Raw genomic sequence first — 22,083 nt, 5'->3', positions numbered from 1 at the left:
CCTATGGGGTGCGCGGCCCGCGCGCGAGACCTGGTGTGTCCCGTCGCGATGACGGCGAGCCCGGGACTCAGCGCCGCGGGGTGCGGCCGAGATACCGCAGCAGGTGTTCGACCGCGGTATCGCCGGATTCGCCCGCGACGACCGGCGCGTAGGCGCCCCACTGCCGCAGTGGCTCGATCACGCCGTCGGCGGCGAGCAGCAGCGCCGCGGCCAGGTCCTCGGTCAGCGGGGACGGGCGGCCGATCGTGACGGCGATATCCCAGGCGTGCACGGCGGCGTCCAGTGCGCACAGCACGGCGGCGATCGGGGTGGGCAGGTCGCCGTGCGGCAGCGGGGTCGGGACGGTCTCGGCGTCGTCGGCCACGGTGGCCCAGGCCGCGGCGCTGTCGGCGGCGGCCGCGGCGACCAGACCGGTGGCCGGGACGTCGAGGACGCCGGACGGTGCGAACGGGTCGTAGGCCGGGCCCGCGCCGACGCCGAGTGCGCGGGCGAAGGCGAGCTGATCGCCGGCGGCGTGCTGGATCACCTGGGTGACGGTCCATTCCGCGCACGGCGTGGCCAATTCGCCCTGATCCGTGCGGACCTCGGCGACCACCTCGGTCAGTGCCCGCAACGAGGTGGCGAGGACGTCGCGCCAGATCGGGGCGAGGGTGACCGCGGCCGAATTTCCGGTGGTGGCGATGATGCTCACAGTTCTTGCCTCTCAGTGTTTTTCGCTTCCGTTGTGACCCAATCTACGAGGCCATCAGGTAGGTTTCCTTCCTGATGAGAACCGGCTGCGGAAGGTTTCGATGTGAGCTCGACCACACTGCGGACGCTCCGGCTGCTGTCGCTGTTGCAGGACCGCACGCACACCGGTCCGGAACTGGCCGAGCGGCTGGGGGTCAGCGACCGCACCCTGCGCCAGGACGTCGCCCGGCTGCGTGAACTCGGATATCCGGTGCATGCGGGGCGGGGTTCGGCCGGTGGTTACCGGCTCGGGCAGGGCAGTGCGATGCCGCCGTTGCTGCTCGACGACGACGAGGCCGTGGCGATCGCGGTCGCCGCCGGGCTGGCCGAGGACGGGTCCACCGGTATCGCCGATATCGACCGGAGCATCGCGCGGGCCCTGGCGAAGTTGCAGCGGATCATGCCGAAACGGTTGCAGCGCAAGGTGTCGGCGCTGCGGTCGGCCACCGACATCGGCCCCGCGGTGACCGGTTCGGTGGAACCGGACGCACCGGTGCCGGCGCAGCGGCTGACCCTGCTCGCCGAGGCCGTGCGGGCGGGCCGGGTGCTGTACCTCGACGATGTCCCGGTCGAGCCGTATCGGCTGATCAGCTGGCAGCGGCGGTGGTATCTGGTTGCCTACGAACGGAATTCGCACGTCTGGCGGGCGCTGCCGGTGGCCGGGCCGGCGCGGGTGGAACCGGGCGCCGAGCACTTCGCCGCCCGCGCGCTGCCGGACGAGGATCTCACCGCCTTCGTACTCCGCGAGATCGCCTCCGCCGGTTGGCGGGTGCACGCCCGGATCACCGTGCTCGCACCCGCCGAAACCGTACTGGCCCGGATCAATCCGACGGTCGGTGTGGTCGAGCCGGTCGACGACGTCAGTTGTGTACTGCTCACCGGCGCCGACACCCTGGAGACCATCGCGATCTATCTGAGCATGCTGATGATGGATTTCCGTGTCGACGGACCGCCGGAACTGGTGGCGCACATCCGCACTCTGGGCCGCAGGTACCTGGAGGCGGTGCCGCGGGAGGACGCCTGAGCGCCGCGGCCGCCCGGGAACGGCACCGGGCCGCGCCACCCCCGAGGTTGTTGCCGCGGAGCCGATTTCGGCTGCCGCATGCCCCTCCGGCGTCCGCCCGGCAATCCGGCGAACCTCGCAAATCGGGGTGTGGTCCCGTTCGGACGGGTTATCCGGTTGTCCGGGAAAGGAAGTCGTCGCCCGCTCCGACGTGCCGACGGACCCGGGCGGGTATTCATCGGCGGGCAACACGATGTTCGCAGTCCGGTCCGAACGGGGGGTTGCTGGGATTGCGCAGGAGGCGGTTTCGGTCGACGGGCGGCCGGCGCGCGCGGCCGGGTGGCGCGGTGTGCGCACAAGCATCTCCGCGGGCTTCCGTCAAGACGTAATCGCCCGGTGGAAGCGGATTTAACGTCTCCTTGATCTTGTCCCGGGAGCGCAGGTCACAGCCTTGCCACAACCCCTTTGCACGACCCGCCGAGCGACACGCGAAGGTATGCTGGGAATTTACACGTCGCCTGCACCGGCGACGGCAGCAGTTCCGTTATCGTTCACTTCACTATCCGATGCTGCTGCTGGCGCGCCAGGGCTGGTACGTCGTTCCGGAGATTCGAGCCGGCGGCACCTGCCCGACGTGCCGGAGACCGTCCGCGAAAGCTCGAGGGAAACGTGCCTGCACCCGTTACTCTCACCGGTCGCCACGTGCGACTGGAACCCCTTGCGCCACATCATGTTCCGGGACTCGCCGAGGCGGGCGCCACGGACCGTGAGGTGTACGCGTTCACGCCCGTGCCACACGGGCCGGCCGAGGCGGCCGCCTACGTGGCGCAGGCGATGACCGATCACATGGCGGGTACCGCGCTGGCCTTCGCGATGATCGCGACGGCCGACGGCCGGGTGCTGGGTTCCACCCGGTTCACCCGGTTCGACTACTGGCAGGGGCCGATGGTCTGGCCGATCGTGCACGGCCTGCCGGTGGGCGATCCGGTGCTCGCCATTCCCGATGCGGCCGAGATCGGCAACACCTGGCTGTCGCCGCGGGCGCGCGGCACCGGTGTCAATCTGGAGTCGAAACTGCTGCTGTTGCAACACGCCTTCGAGGTCTGGCGGGTGCGCCGCATCGCCATGCGGGCCGATGTGCGCAATCTGCGCTCGCGGATCGCCATCGAGCGGCTCGGCGCGACCAGTGACGGGGTGCGGCGGGCGCATTCGCGCGGTCTGGACGGCGAGGTGCGCAGCACCGCGTTCTACTCGATCCTCGACGAGGAGTGGCCCGTCGCGCGCGGCACCATCGAACAGCAGCTGGCCTCGAGTTCCAGGCTGCTGAACGCCTGATCGCACGCCGCTACAATCGACAGGGCAACGGTCGGACACGGGGTATTTTCCCGAACGGTCACCCGGTGCCCGGCGTACGGCGGTGATGGCGACCGCCGGTTTTCCGCCCCTGTCCGGGTTCCGCACTTGCACGATTCGCGGGACGGGCCGCCCCCGGCGGCCCGCATGCCGAGGAGATCCGCATGACCGACCCGACGCACGATCGGATCCGCGGCGGGCAGCCGCACCCCCGGATCTGTCTCACCGATTCCGCGCACAGCGAGCCGATGGTGAGTGTGTTCCTCGTCCCCGAGCCCCGGGTCCGCGGAGCGTCCATGCTGCACCTGATCGAACAGGCGCCGGTCGCCGGCGACACTCCGGCCGCGGACCTCGATCTGGTGGCCGCACTGGAGAAGCGCACCCTGCCGGGCGCGCGGGTGCGCATGATGCCGTCCGCGACGGCCCGGGCGGGAGATCCGTTCCGCGGCCCCGGCGTGCGCACGATCTTCCACGACCACTACATCGGCGACGGACCGCTGGGACTGGATCTGGCCGACGCGGCCGAACTGACCCGGCTGGCCTTGCTCCCCGAGCGTCCGATCGGGCCGCGCCGCATCGACGACTTCCAGGACTACTCGATCCGGCAGGCGATGCTGGCGATATATCGCTATTTCGGTGTCGATCAGCGCATCCCGCTGATGTACCACGGCTACGCCGATCCGGCCGGCGCCTGGCTGGCCGTTCGCACCGCGCTCGCCTAGCCGGCCGCGAGGCGCGTCGAAATTCACCGTTACCTCCGGGGTACTGCACCGGGTATGGTCGGTTCGGTCGGTTGTGAGAGTTCCGCCACGCGGGAGACTCCTACCGGTGGGGGAGGGTGCCCAGCGGGCATCACACCCTACGATGTACCCGGCGGTGCCCGGCAGCGCCGCCGTCGCGGACCCTGTCCTGCTGCCCCCTCATCGGCAGGACAGGGCTCCGTATTTTCTGATCTTCTGCGCTACGCGGTATGGCGTCCCCTATCCGACACAGTGAGGTTCGGGAACTCATGCGACAGTCCGCCGGTCAGGCTCGGCTCGTTTGGATCGATTACGCCGAATTCGGCGCCCGTTTCATCGCCGAGGCGGTGACACCGGCGCGGATCGAGGCGGCGGTGGCCGATATGACCGGCCGCGGTATCACCATCGGACCGTTCTCGGTGGGACCGCTCGCGGGTTTCGTGGCCGAGGGCAAGGTCGGCCGACCCGTGATCGTGCAGGGTGGCCCACTGGTGGAATTCGGCGTGCGACTACCGGCGAGTCTGCTGGTCACCATCACCCTGGGCGGTCAGCAGTTCCGGCTGGAGGCGATCGTCGACATCGCGTTGACCCTGCACGCCCGCGCCGCGGATCCACTGCTGATCGTCATCGACATTCCGCCCGTCGAGCCCGGCGACGTCGGCTTCAGTGTGCGGGCCCAGGCCATCGGCGGCGTCCTCGGACTGCTGCTGGAACCGATCACCGTGCTGGTGCAGCGGGAGGTCGCCGCGCGGGTCAACACCATGCTCGACGATCCGCAGACCCGGCGCGCCCGCCTCTTCGACATCGAGGCCATCCTGCAGGGCCGGCGGACCCGTCCGCAGCTGCCGCCGCGACTGGAGTGGATCGGCTACGACGAGTTCGGCCGCCGATTCTTCCCCCGCATCGTCACCGCCGACCGGGTGCGCGAGGTGGTCGAGGGCCTGGCCGGCCGGGTCATCGAGGTCGGCCCGCTGCGCACCGGCCCCGGTGCCGCGGCCACCGTGCAGGCCACCGGGGTGATCCGGATGCCGCGGGTGACCGCGCGACCGGGTGCGGATCCGGTCTCCTTCGACCTGGCGCTGCCGGTCGAACTCGATCTCACGATCGATGCCCTGGTGGCCAACCGGTACCGCGCGGACCTCACGATTCCGCTGACCCTGATCGCCCGCGCGGCCGAACCCCTGCTGATCGTCGTCGACGTACCGGCACCGGCGCCGGAGGACATCCAGGTGAACCTGCGGCCGCTGAGCTGGCGCGCCAAGGCGCTCGGGGTGCTCGGCGGTATCCGGGGGCAGCTCGCCACCCGGGTGGCCGCCGTGGTGCGGGAGGAATTGGCGGACCTCTCCTTCCGGACGATCGACGTCGCCGATCGGATTGCCGCGGCGGCGGACTGAACCCGCGTGACGCGTGTTGTTGTTGAGCCCTGTGTTCCTGGCGGTTCCGTTGTGAATATGGTGGAATAAGTCCGCATTTTGCAGGCTCCCGGCGCGCAGGCGGCACGTCCGTGTCGCCGGGGAAGGCGCGCCGGGTACGCTTCCGGTTCCCTCGCGTCGCACCCCACTCCGTGAGCCCGCGCGCCCGTAAGTCGGTTCCGCACTTCGCAAGTCCGCGCTCGTCGCACGCTTTCCGCTCGCTGCACGTTCTGGTTCGGATATGCCGTAATACGTTGTGCGGCTCGCCGGTCGCACGCTCGGATCGACCGACGCGATCGCGCGCCACACCTCGTGCGATGTCGGCCCGGTGGTGCCGTTCGCCGAGTTCTGTTGCCGGTAACCGACTCTCGTACAGATCGGTCGTCGGTTCGTCGCTCCTCGGGTTCGCTCGCCGGTAACACCTTCTCGTCGATATCAGCTCGGTTGTGTTGCACGCCATCGCACTTCGCGCATTGTTGTTCGCCTCGAGTTCCGATTTCACCGCATGTCCGTGCTCGTCGCACCGCATCGAATTCCGGACGGCCTCGCCGTCCGCGCCCGAAATTGCTGTCGCTCGAACCAATTCCGCTGTTGCTCGAAGTGGGCCGGGTGCCCACGGGAAGGAGCGCGATGCATTCGCGCGCACTCACTCGCCGGACTCTGCTGGGATACGGCGCCGCGCTGACCACTGCCGCCGCCACGACGCTGACCATGGTCGGACTGTCGGTGGAGGACGCCCAGATCGCCGAGGCGGATCCGCTCGGCACACTGCTCGACTACGCGGGCGGCGTCCCCGGCGCCGACGCGATCCGGGACGCCGGGCACGCCGGTGTGATCCGTTATGTATCGGATCGGCGGCCCGGAGCGGAATGGATGGAGGGAAAACCGTTGCAGGCGCGCGAGGTCGATGCGCTGCGGGTGGCGGGACTGTCCATCGTGTCGAACTACCAGTTCGGCAAGGGACCGACCGCCGATTGGCGCGGCGGCCTGGAAGCCGGTAAGCGGCACGGGGATCGGGGAGTGGCCCTGCACCGCGCCGCCGGCGGCCCGGACGCCGCGCCGATCTACGCCTCCATCGACGACAACCCGTCCGCCGAGGAATTCGCCGAGCAGATCGTGCCGTATCTGCTCGGCTGGCAGGCGGTGGTGGGCCCGCAGCGGCTCGGCGTCTACGCCAACTCACCCACCATCGGATGGGCCCGCGACGCCGGCTTGGGTGCCTGGTTCTGGCAGCACAATTGGGGCACCCCGACCGGCTACGTCCATCCGGCCGCGAATCTGCACCAGTTCGAGATCGATCGGCGTTCGGTGGACGGGATCGCGGTCGACGTGAACTCGATCCTGACCACGCAGTACGGCCAGTGGTGACGCGCCCCTAGGTCTGGCTGTGAAAGGTCGCGTCGCGCCGGAGGTCCGGCTCGTCGTCGGGAACCACCCGGAGGGCCGGACGGCCCTCCGGGACTCCGCGGTTGCCCAGCCACGACAGCAGGGACCAGCGTGACAGTCCCGAAAAGGCCGAGCCCGCACTGAAGAACGAGCCCACCGACCCGATCGACAGCATCGACCCCACGGAAGCGATCGACAGCACCGAGTATGCGGAGCCGATCGACAGGATCGACCCCTCCGAACGAATGGACAGGATCGATCGACTGGACCGGGTCGACAGAATCGACCGGCTCGATCCGCGCGAGCGGATGGACCGGTAGGAGTGGGACCGGGCAGCGTCGACAGTCGTCTTCTCAGCAGTCGCCATATCAGCCGGTCTACCAGAGCCACTCGCCCCGATCCACCTCAATGTCCCTCGAACACCCGAACCGACACAAAGCCGAACAAGGTTGTTCGCGGCCCGTCTCGGTCCTGGACTGACGGAGGGAGGGAGCGCAGCGACTGACCGGAGGAGGGAAGGACCGAGACAGAGGGGGCCGCGAACCCGCCGAAGCGAAGCGAAGGCCAAAAGTACAACCTAGTTCACCATGAAGAAGCCCATGGTCGGGATGAACGAGCAGGTGATCGGGGCCTCGTCGGCGACCGCCGTGGTCAGCGAACCGGCGACGACCGCGACCACTCGGCCGCGACCGGTATCGGCGATGGCCGACAGCGTGGCCGGGCCGTCCGGGTTGATGTGCAGCTCGTCGGTCAGCGGGACCGTGCCGGTGCGGCCGGTGTCGAGGTTCAGCCACTGGACCGTCATGAGCGGGTTCTGGATCGGGGTGGGGCCGTGGGTGCCGAGGGCCGTCATCACGAATCCGGTCTGCCCGGACTGCGGGCCGGGCAGCGGCAGATCGGCCGGGCCGGGTACGGCCAGTGCGGTGGCGACCGAATCGCTCTGCGGGCCGATGCAGCCGCGGCCGATCGACGGGTAGAGGAACTGGGCGAAGGCCGGGCCGTCGTACGGGACGGCCGGACCGCCGCCCCCGCTGCCGTCGAGGAAGGTGATGACGCCCTGCAGGGACTGCTTCACCTGCGGGGGCAGCGGCGTGGCCGCCAGCACCGACCTGGCCTGATCGAGGATGGCCTGCTGGCCCGGGGAGGCGATCGCGCCGGCGGTGTGGCCGGTGGCGATGGCGCCGACGATCGCGGGTACCAGCGAGGCGAGCGCGTCGATCGGCACACCCTCGGGCACCATCGGCACGGGATCGGAGACGGTCGCCGCCACGGGTGCCTGCGCTACCGGCGTGGGCGCGGCGACCGCGGCCGGCGCGCACGCGAGGGTGACGCCGACCGCAGCGGCCAGCACGGATACGGAAATACCTCGGGTGCGAAGCACTGGTGTTGCCGTCCTTACCTCGGAGTCCTCACCGGAAGTGATACTGCCCGCATCACTTTCGCGACACTCTAGGGAAATCGATACCGGGTTGTACAGCTGCGACACGACCGCCGCCGATGATTGCCTTCGGGTATGGGAACATATCCCACCGTTCCGTTACCGGAGTGAATGCCGAGGCAAATGTTTCGTAACGGGCCGGGCCCGCAACGGCCGGTGTCCGCCCGGTCGCTAATGTTGTGCTCGCCTGTCACCCGATCCGAAAGCATGCGCGCCGTGACTCGACTCCCCGCCAGTTCCCACCTCACCGGCGGAACCCGCGGACGCCTCGCCATCGCCGCACTGGCTCTGTCGGTGCTGGCCAGGCTCTTGTGGATGCTGTTGTCGCCCAACGGCATCAACGTGGTCGACTTGCACGTGTACGTCAACGGCGCACATGAGCTGGGCACCGGTCATCTCTACGATTTCACCTACGCCGACAAGACCCCCGATTTCCCGTTGCCTTTCACGTATCCACCGTTCGCGGCGATCGTGTTCTATCCCTTGCACTGGCTGCCGTTCACGGCGGTCGCGGTGGGCTGGACCCTGCTCACCGCGGCGGCGCTGTACGCGGTGGTGCGAATCTGCCTGACGATGCTGCTCGGCGAGCAGGCCCGGACCGCGAAATGGCGTACCGCCGCGGTGGCCTGGACCGCGGTGGGATTGTGGCTGGAGCCGGTGCGCACGACCCTCGACTACGGACAGGTCAACGTCTTCCTGGTGCTGGCGGCGATCGTGGCCGCGTACAGCTCGCTGTGGTGGTTGTCCGGGCTGCTGGTCGGCGCGGCCGCGGGGATCAAGCTGACCCCGGCGGTCACCGGGCTCTATTTCCTGACCCAGCGGCGCTGGGCGAGCGCGGTATGGGCCGCGGCCGTCTTCGCGGGCACGATCGGCGTGAGCCTGCTGATCAGTCCGGCCGAGACCCGCACCTATTTCGGGCCGCTGATCGGTGACGCCAATCGGATCGGCCCGGTCGGCTCGGTGTGGAATCAGTCACTGCGCGGGGCGTTGTCGCGCATCCTCGGCCGGGACGCGGGCGCGCCCTGGTATCTGGACGGGCATCGCGTCCCGGAAGGGCCCTGGTGGGTGGCCGGGATCGTGGTGACGGCGGTGCTCACGGTATTCGCCTGGCGCGCGGTCGGATCCGACGACCGGCTCGGCACGCTGCTGGTGGTGCAGCTGTTCGGGCTGATGGTGTCGCCGATCTCCTGGTCGCACCACTGGGTGTGGCTGCTGCCGCTGATGTTGTGGCTGCTGTACGGGCCGCTGCGGGCGGTCCGGGGCGCGCGGCTGCTCGCGGGGTACTGGCTGGTCACGACGCTGGCCGGGGTGCCGTGGCTGTTGTCGTTCGCGCAGCCGTCGATCTGGACCATCTCCCGGCCCGGCATCCTGGCCTGGCTGGGGGCGGTCGACGTGATCGGCGTGCTGGTCTTCTACGTGTGGCTGATCCGCGCGAAACGCGGCGGGGCGGTCACGCCGACTGCGCCGCCATCAGATCTATCTCGTGCGCCAGCAGGACATCCAGCCGGGTGAGCCCGCCGGCGGAATGCGTCGACAGGGTGAAAGTGACCCGGCGCCACCGGATATCGATATCGGGGTGATGGTCGGCGGCCTCCGCGGCGGTGGCGACCCGGGTGACCAGGCCGATTCCCGCCAGGAAGCTCGCGGCCTCGACGGTCCGGCCGATGCTGTCGCCGGTGCGGGTCCACTCGGGCAGGTCCGTCAGGGCGGCGGCGATTTCCTCGTCGGTCAGCAGTGCAGTGCTCATATCCCTGGTTCTACCCCGGTGGACGCGACCGATGCGCGGGTACGCCGGCGGCGTCCGGATGCGCTGAGGGGCGGGCGGCGGGAGGACGGTCCGTGGCATTTCGGTACTGTGTAGCTGGCCGCATGCCCGGTGCGATGTATCCACCTGTCTTGCTCGAGGACCCTCGCCGAGGAGGGTGGGCCGCCCAAGTTACTTTCAGCCAGGAGGATCCAACGTGTCGTCTGTCGAGTTCCGCAATGTTGCCATTGTGGCTCACGTAGACCACGGCAAGACGACGCTGGTCGATGCCATGCTCAAGCAGTCCGGCGCGTTCGCCGAACGGGCCGAGGTCGTCGACCGGGTGATGGACTCCGGTGACCTCGAGCGCGAGAAGGGCATCACCATTCTCGCCAAGAACACCGCGGTGCATCGGCACCACGCCGACGGCAGCGTCACCGTGATCAACGTGATCGATACCCCCGGCCACGCCGACTTCGGTGGTGAGGTCGAGCGCGGCCTGTCCATGGTCGACGGGGTCGTCCTGCTCGTCGACGCCTCCGAGGGGCCGCTGCCGCAGACCCGGTTCGTGCTGCGCAAGGCGCTGGCCGCGTCGCTGCCGGTGATCCTGGTGGTCAACAAGACCGACCGGCCCGACGCCCGCATCGAGGAGGTCGTCGAGGAGAGCCACGACCTGCTGCTCGATCTGGCCTCCGACCTGGACGACGAGGCCTCCGAGGCCGCCGAGCTGGCGCTGGATCTGCCGGTGCTGTACGCCTCCGGCCGCGAGGGCAAGGCGTCCACCACCAAGCCCGAGAACGGCAACGCCCCCGCCGCGGAGAACCTCGACGAACTGTTCGAGGTGCTGCTGAAGTACATCCCGGCGCCGAAGGGCGACAAGGACGCGCCGCTGCAGGCGCACGTCACCAACCTCGACGCCTCGCCGTTCCTGGGCCGCATCGGCCTGGTCCGCATCCACAACGGCACCCTGCGCAAGGGCTCGAACGTGGCGTGGATGCACGGCGACGGCGTGAAGACCGTCCGCATCACCGAACTGCTGCAGACCATCGGCGTCGAGCGCAAGCCCGGGGAGGAGGCGGTCGCGGGCGATATCGTCGCGATCGCCGGCATCCCGGAGATCATGATCGGCGACACCCTCGCCGACGTGGAGAATCCGGTGGCACTGCCGCGGATCACCGTCGACGAGCCGGCCATCTCGGTCACCATCGGCACCAACACCTCGCCGCTGGTCGGCCGGGTGCAGGGGCACAAGCTGACCGCCCGCATGGTGAAGGCGCGGCTGGATCAGGAGCTGGTCGGCAACGTCTCGCTGCGGGTGCTCGACATCGGCCGCCCCGACGCCTGGGAGGTGCAGGGCCGTGGTGAGCTGGCGCTGGCCATCCTGGTCGAGCAGATGCGCCGCGAGGGTTTCGAGCTGACCGTCGGCAAGCCGCAGGTGGTCACCCGGACCGTCGACGGCAAGATCCACGAGCCGTTCGAGGAACTGACCGTCGACTGCCCGGACGAGTACCTGGGTGCGGTCACGCAGCTGCTGGCGTCCCGCAAGGGCAAGATGGTCCAGATGAGCAATCACTCCGCGGGGTGGGTGCGGATGGAGTTCATCGTCCCCTCGCGCGGCCTGATCGGCTTCCGGACCGATTTCCTCACCGAGACCCGCGGCACCGGCATCGCCAACGCCGTCTTCGACGGCTACGCGCCCTGGGCCGGCGAGATCCGGGCCCGGCACACCGGCTCGCTGGTCTCCGACCGGGCCGGTTCGGTGACCCCGTTCGCGATGATCCAGCTCGCCGACCGCGGCCAGTTCTTCGTGGAGCCGGGTGCGGACACCTACGAGGGCCATGTGGTGGGTGTCAACCCGCGTGCGGAGGATCTCGACATCAACGTCACCCGCGAGAAGAAGCTGACCAATATGCGGTCGGCCACCGGTGACGTGCTCGAGACACTGGCCAAGCCGCTGCAGCTGGATCTGGAGAGCGCGATGGAGTTCTGTGCCGTCGACGAGTGTGTCGAGGTCACCCCGCAGATCGTGCGGGTGCGCAAACTCATCCTCAACGCCACCGAGCGTGGCCGGGAACTGTCCCGGCGCAAAGCGCGTGACCGTGCGGCGACGGGCGCGTAGTAACGTACTGGCGGCAAGATTTCGTGAGTACAACTCCCCCGGCGAGTCCCTGCCGAGCGGTACTCGCGCAGGACCTGTGATCAACGTCAGGGGCGCTTACTTGTATGGCCTGAACCGCAGAGCAGCGGGGGTGCCGCGACTGCTGCGGGTACTGACGGTGACGCTGGCGGCATCGGTGGTGGTGCTGACCGGATGTACGGCGAACCCGCCGCCGCCGATCGAGAGCACCGACAGTCCGAAGACCACGCCGGCGAAGCCGACCAAGAGCACGGTCGTGGTGGCCGTCGACGACATCGGCATCGGGCTGAATCCGCATCTGCGCTCGAACCAGTCGCCGGCGACCAACGCGGTCGCCTCGCTGGTGTTCCCGAGCCCGTTCAAACCGGTGCCCTCGGCGGTGCCGGGGTCGCCGGCCGGGGCCACCGACTGGGTGCCCGACACCGCGCTGCTGGCGTCGGCGGACGTCACCGCGCAGGAGCCGTTCACGGTCACCTACAAGGTCCAGAACCAGGCCTCCTGGTCCGACGGCGCACCCATCGCGGCGGAGGATTTCCGCTACCTGTGGCAGCAGATGATCTCGCAGCCCGGGGTGGTGGATCCGGCCGGCTACCGACTGATCTCCGATATCACCTCCTCCGAGGGCGGTAAGACGGTGACCGTCGTGCTGAGCCAGGAGTATCCGGCGTGGCGGCAGCTGTTCAGCGATCTGCTGCCCTCCCATCTGCTCAAGGACTCACCGGGCGGATTCCAGCGGTCGCTGACCGTCGATCGCGGGCTGATCGATCAGAACCCGATCTCCGGCGGGCAGTTCCGGGTGAAGCAGGCCGACGCCGGGCGGGAGGAGATCCTGCTCGAGCGCAACGACCGCTATTGGGGGACGCCCGCGGTGCCGGATCAGATCCTGCTGCGCCGCGGCGGTACCGCCGCGCAGCTGGCCGAATCGCTGCGGTCCGGTGACACCCAGATGGCCCTGGTCCACGGCGGCGTGGCGACCCAGGCCCAGCTGGCCGCGATCCCGTCGGTGCGCACCGCGACCATGCCGCAGGCCCGGGTGATGCAGCTGACCCTCAACGGGCGGACCGGCGATCTGTCCGACGCCCGGGTGCGGCGGGCCGTCCTGGGCCTGCTGGATCCGGTGCTGCTGGCGACCGTCGGGGCGCAGACCGGGTCCTGGGTGGATCCGGTGCGTGCCCAGGTGCTGACCCCCTCGGATCCCGGCTACGCGCCGACCGCACCGCCGCGGCCGGCGCCGGACGAGGTGTTCACCCTGCTCAACGAGGCCGGATTCGGCCGGGCCCCGGAGCAACAGCCGGCGGGCAACACGACCACCTCACCCGCGCCGCAGCCGCGTCCGATCGCCAAGAACGGCCGGACCCTGACCATCCATCTGGCCGCGGTCGACAAGGATCCGAGCACGCTCGCGGTCGCCAATACGGCGGCCGATCAGCTGCGCAGCGCCGGGATCGACGCGACCGTGCGCAGCCTGCCCGCCGACGAGCTGTACGGCAAGGATCTGCTGGACGGCACCGTCGACGCGATCGTGGGCTGGGAGCGGGCCGGGGAGGACGCGGCCACGGTGCTGGCCTCCCGCTACGGCTGTCCCGCGGCGGCGACCCCCGGCGGTGAGGACACCGCGGCGGTGGAGGCGGCCCGCAAGGCGCCGGCCAACGTCTCCGGGGTCTGTGATCCGGCGTTGCAGGCGGCGACCGACGGCGCGCTGCGCGGTCAGGACGCGGCGAAGGTGATCGCCGACGCCGAGCCTCATCTGTGGGAGCTGGCGACGGTGCTGCCGATCATGCAGGACAACGGGGTCGCCGCGGCCGGTCCGCGGGTGGACGGGGTGTCGCTGAACGGCGCGATCCAGGTCGGCATCTTCGGCGGGGCCGCCACCTGGCGACGGTTGTCGTGACCGCGGGCGGCCTGCTGCTGGTGCACGCGCATCCGGACGACGAGACCATCGGCACCGGCGGCACCATCGCGCACTACCGCCGCCGCGGCGTTCCGGTGACGGTGGTGACCTGCACCCTCGGCGAGGAGGGTGAGGTGATCGGGTCGCGCTGGGCCGAGTTGGTCAGCTCCCGCGCCGACCAGCTCGGCGGTTACCGGATCGGCGAATTGTCCGGGGCCCTGGCCGCATTGGGGGTGGCCGAGCCGTACTTCCTCGGTGGGGCCGGGCGCTGGCGCGATTCCGGGATGTCCGGGACCACCGCGGCGCCGCGGGAGGCCGAATCCGCCGGGCACCCACGCGCTTTCGTTCATTCCGGATCCGCCGCGGTCGAGGCGCTGGCCGCGGTGCTGGTGCGGCGGCGGCCGCGGGTGGTGGTGTGCTACGACCCCCGGGGCGGCTACGGCCATCCGGATCATCTTCGCGCCCATCGGATCACGATGGCAGCGGTGGAGACGGCCGCCGGGAACGGCTGGGACGTACCGAAACTGTACTGGTCGGTCGTCGATGACGGTGTGCTGCAACGGCATATCGACGCGATGGCCGGCGAAGCGGCAGACCTCCCGGCCGGTTGGCGGTTGCCACCGCCGGGCGAATTGGCTTGTGTGCCGAGCGAATCCGTCACGGCGGTGATCGACATCGCGGCGGTGCTGCCCGCCAAGTGCGCCGCCCTGCGCGCGCACGCGACCCAGGTGCGCGTGGCGCCCACCGATCGCGCCTTCGCGCTGTCCAACGACATCGCCCAGCCGATCCTGCCGGAGGAGCACTACACGCTGGTCCGCGGCCGGCCGGGTCCGGTGGGCCCCGACGGCCGCGAACGTGATCTGTTCGCCGGATTGCCGGGTTCCCCCGGCGATGTCGCGGCGGAATGAGAGACTGGCCCCCATGTACAACTGGAGCCTGCAGGATGCGATCGTCGCGTTCGTCGAGAGCCAGCGGCCGTTCTGGCAGTCGCAGCACGACCAGTACATGTCGGCGCTGTACGGTCTCGCGGATATGCAGAGTCACCTGCTGACCCTGCTCGGCTACCCCCCGGTCTCGTGACGGCCACCGTCGATCGGCCGCAGGGCGGTTCCGCGTTGCGGGCCTGGGCGCTGCTCGGCGCACTGCTGGCCGGTGTGCTGGTGTTCGACGGCCTGCTGACGCTGGTGCTGGAGGTGCTGTTCCTGCCCGCGTATCTGGGCAGCACCCCGTTCCCGATCACCGCGCTGGTCGCGGCCGTGGTGAACGTGCTGCTGGTGCGCGGCATGGCGACCGTGTCGTCGCGGCCCGCGGCGATGTCGCTGCCGCTGGTGGCGTGGCTGCTGGGCTTCCTGGTGTGCTCCACCACCGGGCCCGGTGGCGATGTCCTGCTGGTCGACAGCTGGACGGCTCCGCTGCTGCTGGCCGGCGGTCTGGTCCCGGCCGGTTTCGCGCTGTTCCGGCGCACCTTCCTGCGCCCCCGTATGTAATCGCGCATTCTGGTCGGTAGCGGGAAGATCCCCGGGCCGTGTTTTTCCAGATTGGCCAGAATAACCGGCCTGTCTTGGTTACCCTTCTCCAGCAAGCGAAATTCGTGCCGACTCTGCCGCACGCGCTCATAAGTTGGGTCGAGATTCTTCGGCCAGTGAGGGGTATGCCGATGTCTGGCGGCGAGCGGGGCATCCGGGGCCGGGTCAGCGTCCGGGTGCGATTGCTGGCGATCGTGGCCATCTCCAGCGTCACGTTGCTGGTGCTGGGGGTCACCGCGGCCGGCTATCTCGTGAGATCCGGTAGTGCGGCGAAGGATTGGGCCGAACTGGCCGGCAGTACCACGACACCGGCCGTCCTGATGGTCAAGTCGTTCGAGGAGGAACGCCGATTGTCGCTGCTGCAACTGGGTGGCAGCCCGGACGCGGCGGCGGGACTGGCCGTCGCGCGGCAGCATTCCGACGAGGCGCTGGCCGCCATCATCGCCAAGGGCGACGCCGCCAGGAAGTTGAATCCCGACGGCTCCCAGGACGAGATCGCGGGCTATCAGCAGCTGTTCACTATGGTCCCGCAGATCCGCACCGGCGTGGATACCCGGCTGGTGCCGCCGGATCAGGTGTTCCAGTTCTTCACCGGGGTGATCGAGACCATCGCCAGCGCTTCGGTACTCGCCGCGCGCGTGGCGCCCGGCGCCGGTGTGGCGATGGCGTTGAACTTCGGCGTGCACCCACTGCGCGCGGCGGAGGCGATGTCGAAGGCCGACACCCTCGGCACGGTGGCCCTCGTCCGCGGTGAGCTGACCCCGGCCCAGCTCATCGAATTCGACGGCTATGTCGGCGAATTCCGCAGTGCGGCAGCCTATGCGGCGACCGTGCTGAAGGGATCACGACTGGCCCAGCTGACCGCGATCACCGGGGGCGCCGCCTGGCAGCAGGTGATCGCGATGCAGGACGCGATCGCGGTGCGCGGACCGGTCACCCCGGACGGTGACGATTCCCGTTCCGCCGCGGGCAGATCCGGCCGGCCCGCACTGCCGCTGAGCACGACGGCCTGGCAGAACGCCTCCGCCCAGGTGGGTGCGGGCCTGCTGACCCTGTGGGAGGACCAGAGCCACGACGCGCAGGCCATCGCCCGCGCCGACAGCTCCCGGCAGGCGAACAACTCCCTGGCCGGCGGCGCGGCCGTGCTGGTACTCGCGCTGCTGGCGCTGCTCGCGGCCCTGCTGCTGGCCAACGGATTCGTCGCGCGGATGCACCGGTTGCGCAGTCACACACTGGAATTGGCCGGTGAGCGGCTACCCGCGCTGATGGAGCGGCTGCGCCGCGGCGAACACGTCGATCCGGACGCCGAGGTGTCCCGGCTGGATTTCGGCACCGACGAACTCGGCGAGGTGGCCGACGCGTTCAACCGCGCACACGTCGCCGCGGTGGCCGCCGCGGTGGCGGAGGCGCGGACCCGGGCGGGCTTCAACGCGGTATTCCTCAATATCGCGCACCGCAGTCAGGTCGTGGTGCACCGGCAGCTCGCCCTGCTCGATCGGGCCGAGCGCACGGAGGAGGACGCCGATCAGCTGGAGATGCTGTTCGAGCTCGACCATCTGGCCACCCGGGCCCGGCGCAACGCCGAGAATCTGATCATCCTCGGCGGCGGGCAGCCGGGCCGGCGCTGGCGCAAACCGGTGCCGCTGCACGATGTGATCCGGGCGGCCGTGGCGGAGGGCCTCGACTACGCCCGCTGCCGGATCGGACGGGTGCCCGACGTGCGGATCGCGGGCGACGCGGTCGCCGACCTCATCCATCTGATGGCCGAACTCACCGACAACGCGACCGCCTTCTCGCCGCCACCGGCGCGGGTCGACATCTCGGCGGCGGTGGTCGGCCGCGGCCTGGCGGTGGAGATCTCCGATCAGGGCCTGGGCATGCCGGCGGCGGATCTGGCGGCCCGAAACGAATTGCTCTCGCATCCACCGGAATTCAGCATGGCCACGGTATCCGGGGACACCCGGCTGGGTCTGTTCGTGGTCGCCAAACTCGCTGCCCGCCATGCCATCTCGGTACATCTGGGTGATTCCGACTACGGCGGCGTGCGGGTGATCGTGCTGATCCCGCGCAATCTGATCGACGCGAATTCGGCCGGGCTGCAACCGATGTCGCTCGAGGAGAACGGCCGTCCGCCGCGGCCGCGGCTGCTCGAGGCGCAGGCCGAGGCGATGGAGTTCCAGGACCGCGGGAGATGAGTCACGGCGACGACGAGGCCTGGTTCGACGAGGAGGCGGGGCCGCTGGTCCGCCTCTACGCGGTGACCCGCGGCCGCGGCCGCACCACGCGGGCCGATCTGAACATGCTCACCCGCGTGGTCGACTCCCGGCTGCCGGTGCGGATGCGGCGCACCGAGCCGGAATATCTGGCGATCGTCGAGCTGTGCCGCAGCCCGCAGTCGATCGCCGAGGTCTCCGCCCACGTGCGGCTGCCGCTGGCGATGACGAAGGTGCTGGTCGGCGATCTCGTCGAGGACGGCCGGCTGGTGGCGCGGGCCCCCGCCACGACCGGGGCGGGGGCCGATGTCGCACTGCTGCAAGCGATCCTGAATGGGATCCGGAGCCTGTGAGGCCGGCTCAGCGCATTCGGGCGGCCAGCCGGGTCGCGTTCATGTAGCCGATGGCCTCGATCGACACCATCGGGTTCACCCCCGGTGCGGTCGGGAAGCAGGAGCCGTCGGCGACGACGATATTCGGCACGTCCCAGGTGGCGCCGTCCGGATCGGTGGCCGACAGCGCCGGCGAACCGCCCATCCGCGCCGAGCCCATGATGTGCAGGGCTCCCAGCGCGCACCGTCCCGGCCCGTAACCGGCGGCCTTTGCGGCCGTGGCGAATTCGGCGTGCGAGCCGCGCCGGCCGGGTTCGTAGGAGACCCCGGCCTGATGCCCGGAGAAGATCCGCCGCGCCCCGGCGGCCGCCAGAATGCTTGCCGCGCCCTCGATTCCGGTGTGCAGGTGGGCGGCGTCGTAGTCGGACAGCCGGTATTTCACCACCGCCTCGCCGGTGCGGTCGACGGTCACCGTGCCGTGGTCCCGGTCGCGGGTGATGATGCCGACGGCATTCGAACGGCCGAACGCCGACATCACCTCGCGGTGCGCGGCGGCGCCCTGCCAGCCGAGGAAGCCGCTGCCCGCGCCGGGATGGGTGGGCCCGGTCTCGTAGATGACGCCGTAGCCGTTGCCGTCCAGATCCGCGTGCTCGCGGCAGATCCGGGCCTGCAACGCACCCTCCCAGGGCCGGATCTCGTCGTCGAATACGCCGAACACCGCCGCGGCCGGATGCAGGCGCAGATAGCGGCCGATGTTGCCGTTGCGCAGCCCGGACCGCCGCAGCAGCGCGGGCGTCTGGATCGCGCCCGCCGCGACCACCACCGCGCGGGCCCGTACCCGGATCTCGGCCCCGCCCGAGGTGGTCGCCACCACCTCCTCGGCGCGGCCGCCGCGCACCTCGATCCGCCGCACGTTCGCGTCGACCACCAGGCGCGCGCCGGCGGCCGCGGCGTCGGCGAGCCAGGTCTTGGTCACCGACTGCTTGGCGCCGAGGCGGCAGCCGAGGCCGCAGCGGCCGCATTCGACACCCGCGTCGCAGGCGTCGGAGACGTTGCGCGGCAACGGATCCACCGTCCAGCCCAGCGCCTGCGCACCGCGCTCGAGCACCCCGTCGCGCGGCGACAGCGGCGACCGGTCGCCGGTGACGGAGATCCGCGTCGACACCGCCGCGAGCGCGTCGCCGAATTCGGCCGTGGCGAACTGCGCCGCCCCCACCCCGGCCCATTCCGCCCGGACGTGATCCGGGGTGGGCAGCGAGGTGCTCCAGTTGACGACCGTGCCGCCGCCCAGGCAACTGCCCGCGACCAAGGCCAGCTGGCCCTCGGCGGTGGCGGCCGGGCCGCCCGCGTAGAGCCGGGTCAGGGCCTCGAATTCGCCGGTGCCGAAATCCCGGTCGTCGTAATAGTTTCCGCGCTCGAGCACGACCACGTCGAGGCCCGCCCCGGCCAGCACTGCCGCGGCCACGCCGCCGCCGGCGCCCGATCCGACCACGACGACGTCGCAGGTCAGCTCGGCCGGGGCGGGGTAGCGCAGTGGTTGCAGCGCCGGTTGCGGGGCGTGTGCCAGGGGGCCCGGCGGACCCGGATAACCCATCTGCCGCCACAGCGGATTGCTGCCGGACGGTCCGGGGGTGATGTTGTAGGCCGTGATCGACGCGCCCTTCAGGGCCTGGAAGATCGCGCGCACCGGCGCCGTTCCCGAGGAGCCGAGCCGCAGCAGCGCGCGCTCGCGGTCCGCCGGCGACAGGGCCGAGAACCGGCGCGGGCCCCGGCCGGTCAGCAGGCCGAACATCGGTGAGTCCCACAGATTCAGCAGCGTCGCCAGCTGTTTCGTCTCGGCCGCCCGCGGGTTGCGGGCCAGCAGCGCGAACACGGTGTCCACCGCGCCCAACTCCGAGGCCGACGGCAGCGCCGCGCCGTCGCCGGGGACGAAGGTATCGCAGATCAGGCTCAGCGCCGCGCGCTGCTTCGCCGTCGGTTCCATCGGAAACATCCACCCTTCATAGTTCGGGTGAGTTGTATCACATGTGATGAACGTCTGCTCACTTATGGACAAATTTCACCTGTAACAGAGGGTTTCACGGCCAGAATTCGTGTTTACTTGATGCGCGAGCGTCGGGGCGGCCGACGGTGGCGCGGCGCGCCGGCCCGACGCTCGCTCCCGAGCGGTCAGCGCAGGTGGACGGTGAGGGTGGCGACGACCGCCGAGGTCCGGGTCCGCAGCGCGGCGGCCAGCACCGGGCCGCGCGGATTGTGCAGCAGCCGCTGCCACCAGTGCGGGGTATCGATCTGGACCAGCAGCACGGTCACCCGGTGACCCTTGTCGGTCTGTTTGCGGACGTAACCCACCAGGGTGGCGATCAGACTGCGATTGGGGGCGGGCAGCACCTTCAGCGGAATGCCCGGATCCCAGCGCTTCCAGCGCGCGCTCAGGCGTTTGGTCGAGGCCGGGTCGATCTCGGCCGCCACCGCGTGCACCTCGGCGCCCATACCCATCGCCGTCTCCAGGGCCCGCGCGGTCATCGAACTCACGGCCACCACCGGCACCACCACCAGGGACGGCACCGTCGGCTCCGGCCGCGGGGGGAGCGTGCCCATACCCAATTGCTGTGCCACCCACCGGTAATAGCCCTGGGTGCGGGAGAACAGCAGGATCAGTACGGGAATGATGATCAGCAGCAGCCAGGCGCCCTCGGTGAACTTCTCCACCAGCAGCACCACCCCCGCGACCGCGGTGAGGACGGCGCCGAAACCGTTGAGCGCCACCCGCCATCGCCACCCGGGCGAGCGCGCCCGCAGCCAGTGCCGCACCAGACCCGTTTGGCTGAGCGTGAATCCGATGAACACCCCGATCGCGAACACCGGCAGCAGCCGATGCGTATCGGCGCGCACGATCAGCAGCACCGCGGCCGCCAGCACCGCCAGTGCGGCCACGCCGTAGCGGAAAACCGGTCGCTCCGAACGCATTCCGAACAGATGCGGCACCCGGTTGTCGTGCGCCAGCAGCGACAGCAGTACCGGCAGTCCGCCGAAACTGGTGTTCGCGGCCAGGACCAGCACCAGCGTCACGGCGACATTGGTGACGTAGAACGGCCATCCGGTGCCGAACGCGCCCGCCGAGAGCTGGGCCAGCACGGTGACGTTGCCGCGCGGCACAGTGTGGTGCGCCCGGATCAGGACGGCCAGGCCGAGCAGCATGGTCCCGAGCAGCGCCCCGAGCATGATCTCGGTGTGCTGGGCCCGCTTCACCGCCGGCGCCCGGAACGCCGGCACCGCGTTCGCGATCGCCTCGACCCCGGTCAGCGACGAACAACCGGCCGCGAAAGCCCGCAGCAGCAACACGATTCCGACACCGTCCGCCGGCGGGAACGGCCCGAGGTCGGTGCCGATCACGGCGACGGGCGTACTGTGCGACAACCCGGCCACGATCACCGCGAGCACCGCGACCACGAAGACGACGGTCGGGCCCATCAGCACCCGGGCGGATTCCGCGACGCCGATCAGGTTGATCGCCGTCAGCGCGGCCAGGCCGATCAGCGTCACCGCCGGCAGGTGACCGGCCAGCGCCGGGAAGACGCTGGCCAGGCTGGCCGCCCCGGCGGCGAGACTGACCGCGACGGTGAGCACGTAGTCGACGACCAGGCTTGCACCCGCGAGCAGGCCCGCCCGGCTGCCGAGATCCCTGGCGGCCACCGCGTACGCGCCGCCGCCGTCCGGATGCGCGGCGATCACCTGGCTGTACGACATCACCAGCACGACCAGCAGCACCGTGATCGCGATCGAGACCGGCAACGTCCACGACACCGCCGCCGCACCCGCGGTGACCAGCACCAGCACGATCGACTCGGGGCCGTACGCGACGCTGGTCAGCGCGTCCAGCGACAGCGCCGCCAGGCCGCCGAACGCGGTCAGCCGGAATCGGTCCCCGCGCTGATGACGGCGCAGCCGCCGATCGGCGATGGGCAGATCGTGCGAGTAGTGCGCGGTCTTGTCGGCCACCGCCCCATTCAACGTTGCCGACGGCGAATCCCGGGGCACCGACACAGACCGACCGTGCGCGGGAGTACGCCGGTTGCCGGTCGCGGGTGGTCCTGCCGTCGGCGCGAGGGTGGACACCGCCGGACCGTGATTCGGCCCGGCCGCGGTGGGCCCGATCGGTCGGGTCATGCCTGAATCGGT

Annotated in this window: 19 protein-coding genes; 13 read left to right on the top strand and 6 right to left on the bottom strand. The window is 70.2% G+C overall.

Annotation, left to right across the window (positions count from 1 at the left end; all coding sequences use genetic code 11):
• Positions 1-67: 67 nt before the first annotated feature.
• Positions 68-691: a TIGR03086 family metal-binding protein gene (locus tag G361_RS0122290; protein ID WP_019929335.1), complete on the bottom strand. Its 624-nt coding sequence runs from the start codon at positions 689-691 to the stop codon at positions 68-70.
• A 102-nt stretch (positions 692-793) separates the two neighbouring features.
• Here G361_RS0122290 and G361_RS51640 point away from each other — a divergent pair, with 102 nt between their 5' ends.
• From G361_RS51640 to G361_RS0122260, 5 genes are all read left to right on the top strand, one after another.
• Positions 794-1,753: a YafY family protein gene (locus G361_RS51640; protein ID WP_019929334.1), complete on the top strand. Its 960-nt coding sequence runs from the start codon at positions 794-796 to the stop codon at positions 1,751-1,753.
• A gap of 648 nt (positions 1,754-2,401) precedes the next feature.
• Positions 2,402-3,067 (top strand): GNAT family N-acetyltransferase, encoded by a 666-nt coding sequence (locus G361_RS0122280; RefSeq protein ID WP_026343358.1) that lies wholly within the window; start codon positions 2,402-2,404, stop codon positions 3,065-3,067.
• Between the two features lie 182 nt (positions 3,068-3,249).
• Entirely contained in the window at positions 3,250-3,807 is a 558-nt protein-coding gene (locus G361_RS0122275) for a hypothetical protein (RefSeq protein ID WP_019929332.1), read from the top strand.
• Between the two features lie 287 nt (positions 3,808-4,094).
• The gene (locus G361_RS0122270; protein ID WP_019929331.1) at positions 4,095-5,219 is read left to right on the top strand and encodes a hypothetical protein; all 1,125 of its coding nucleotides are present in this window, start codon (positions 4,095-4,097) and stop codon (positions 5,217-5,219) included.
• Between the two features lie 648 nt (positions 5,220-5,867).
• Complete coding sequence (locus G361_RS0122260; RefSeq protein ID WP_026343357.1) at positions 5,868-6,605, top strand: DUF1906 domain-containing protein; 738 nt, start codon at positions 5,868-5,870, stop codon at positions 6,603-6,605.
• A 7-nt stretch (positions 6,606-6,612) separates the two neighbouring features.
• Here the strand turns inward: G361_RS0122260 and G361_RS51070 are convergent, their stop codons facing one another.
• Positions 6,613-6,990, bottom strand: a complete 378-nt coding sequence (locus G361_RS51070) for a hypothetical protein (RefSeq protein ID WP_231386959.1) — start codon at positions 6,988-6,990, stop codon at positions 6,613-6,615.
• Between the two features lie 210 nt (positions 6,991-7,200).
• The gene (locus tag G361_RS0122250; RefSeq protein ID WP_026343356.1) at positions 7,201-8,004 is read right to left on the bottom strand and encodes a hypothetical protein; all 804 of its coding nucleotides are present in this window, start codon (positions 8,002-8,004) and stop codon (positions 7,201-7,203) included.
• Between the two features lie 231 nt (positions 8,005-8,235).
• Here G361_RS0122250 and G361_RS0122245 point away from each other — a divergent pair, with 231 nt between their 5' ends.
• The gene (locus tag G361_RS0122245; RefSeq protein WP_155981546.1) at positions 8,236-9,573 is read left to right on the top strand and encodes a mannosyltransferase; all 1,338 of its coding nucleotides are present in this window, start codon (positions 8,236-8,238) and stop codon (positions 9,571-9,573) included.
• On the opposite strand, the gene G361_RS0122240 is transcribed toward G361_RS0122245, so the two are convergent.
• A complete protein-coding gene (locus G361_RS0122240; protein ID WP_019929325.1) occupies positions 9,512-9,808 on the bottom strand; it encodes a 4a-hydroxytetrahydrobiopterin dehydratase in 297 nt (98 codons plus the stop codon). The genes G361_RS0122245 and G361_RS0122240 overlap by 62 nt on opposite strands.
• A 214-nt stretch (positions 9,809-10,022) precedes the next feature.
• On the opposite strand from G361_RS0122240, the gene typA reads away from it, so the two are divergent.
• The 7 genes from typA to G361_RS0122205 all read left to right on the top strand — a co-directional run bounded on the left by typA (position 10,023) and on the right by G361_RS0122205 (position 17,925).
• Complete coding sequence (typA, locus tag G361_RS0122235) at positions 10,023-11,924, top strand: translational GTPase TypA (RefSeq protein WP_026343355.1); 1,902 nt, start codon at positions 10,023-10,025, stop codon at positions 11,922-11,924.
• 139 nt (positions 11,925-12,063) lie between these two features.
• Entirely contained in the window at positions 12,064-13,833 is a 1,770-nt protein-coding gene (locus tag G361_RS0122230) for an ABC transporter substrate-binding protein (protein WP_026343354.1), read from the top strand.
• Positions 13,830-14,741, top strand: a complete 912-nt coding sequence (gene mshB, locus G361_RS0122225) for an N-acetyl-1-D-myo-inositol-2-amino-2-deoxy-alpha-D-glucopyranoside deacetylase (protein ID WP_019929321.1) — start codon at positions 13,830-13,832, stop codon at positions 14,739-14,741. Before G361_RS0122230 ends, mshB begins: the two co-directional genes overlap by 4 nt.
• Positions 14,742-14,754: 13 nt before the next feature.
• Positions 14,755-14,913, top strand: a complete 159-nt coding sequence (locus G361_RS50465; RefSeq protein WP_196814525.1) for a hypothetical protein — start codon at positions 14,755-14,757, stop codon at positions 14,911-14,913.
• A complete protein-coding gene (locus tag G361_RS0122215) occupies positions 14,910-15,320 on the top strand; it encodes a hypothetical protein (RefSeq protein ID WP_019929319.1) in 411 nt (136 codons plus the stop codon). The genes G361_RS50465 and G361_RS0122215 overlap by 4 nt, the downstream gene beginning before the upstream one ends.
• Positions 15,321-15,490: 170 nt before the next feature.
• Complete coding sequence (locus G361_RS0122210; protein ID WP_231386955.1) at positions 15,491-17,554, top strand: nitrate- and nitrite sensing domain-containing protein; 2,064 nt, start codon at positions 15,491-15,493, stop codon at positions 17,552-17,554.
• The gene (locus tag G361_RS0122205; RefSeq protein ID WP_019929317.1) at positions 17,551-17,925 is read left to right on the top strand and encodes a DUF742 domain-containing protein; all 375 of its coding nucleotides are present in this window, start codon (positions 17,551-17,553) and stop codon (positions 17,923-17,925) included. The genes G361_RS0122210 and G361_RS0122205 overlap by 4 nt, the downstream gene beginning before the upstream one ends.
• A gap of 7 nt (positions 17,926-17,932) precedes the next feature.
• Here the strand turns inward: G361_RS0122205 and G361_RS0122200 are convergent, their stop codons facing one another.
• A complete protein-coding gene (locus G361_RS0122200) occupies positions 17,933-19,888 on the bottom strand; it encodes a GMC family oxidoreductase (protein ID WP_019929316.1) in 1,956 nt (651 codons plus the stop codon).
• Between the two features lie 185 nt (positions 19,889-20,073).
• Positions 20,074-22,071, bottom strand: a complete 1,998-nt coding sequence (locus G361_RS0122195; RefSeq protein WP_019929315.1) for an amino acid permease — start codon at positions 22,069-22,071, stop codon at positions 20,074-20,076.
• Positions 22,072-22,083 lie beyond the last annotated feature (12 nt).

The organism is Nocardia sp. BMG111209, from assembly GCF_000381925.1.
In the GTDB taxonomy this organism is placed as follows: Bacteria; Actinomycetota; Actinomycetes; order Mycobacteriales; family Mycobacteriaceae; genus Nocardia.
Note: the sequence above shows the minus strand (reverse complement) of the source record. Positions and strands in the feature narration are given on the sequence as shown.

Excerpts from the sequence above, each read along its gene's own strand:
- G361_RS0122200 (WP_019929316.1), bottom strand. The coding sequence starts at position 19,888 with ATGGAACCGACGGCGAAGCAGCGCGCGGCGCTGAGCCTGATCTGCGAT.
- G361_RS0122275 (WP_019929332.1), top strand. The coding sequence starts at position 3,250 with ATGACCGACCCGACGCACGATCGGATCCGCGGCGGGCAGCCGCACCCC.
- G361_RS50465 (WP_196814525.1), top strand. The coding sequence starts at position 14,755 with ATGTACAACTGGAGCCTGCAGGATGCGATCGTCGCGTTCGTCGAGAGC.
- G361_RS0122245 (WP_155981546.1), top strand. The coding sequence starts at position 8,236 with ATGTTGTGCTCGCCTGTCACCCGATCCGAAAGCATGCGCGCCGTGACT.
- G361_RS0122260 (WP_026343357.1), top strand. The coding sequence starts at position 5,868 with ATGCATTCGCGCGCACTCACTCGCCGGACTCTGCTGGGATACGGCGCC.
- G361_RS51070 (WP_231386959.1), bottom strand. The coding sequence starts at position 6,990 with ATGGCGACTGCTGAGAAGACGACTGTCGACGCTGCCCGGTCCCACTCC.
- G361_RS0122240 (WP_019929325.1), bottom strand. The coding sequence starts at position 9,808 with ATGAGCACTGCACTGCTGACCGACGAGGAAATCGCCGCCGCCCTGACG.
- G361_RS0122210 (WP_231386955.1), top strand. The coding sequence starts at position 15,491 with ATGTCTGGCGGCGAGCGGGGCATCCGGGGCCGGGTCAGCGTCCGGGTG.
- G361_RS0122205 (WP_019929317.1), top strand. The coding sequence starts at position 17,551 with ATGAGTCACGGCGACGACGAGGCCTGGTTCGACGAGGAGGCGGGGCCG.
- G361_RS0122195 (WP_019929315.1), bottom strand. The coding sequence starts at position 22,071 with ATGACCCGACCGATCGGGCCCACCGCGGCCGGGCCGAATCACGGTCCG.
- G361_RS0122270 (WP_019929331.1), top strand. The coding sequence starts at position 4,095 with ATGCGACAGTCCGCCGGTCAGGCTCGGCTCGTTTGGATCGATTACGCC.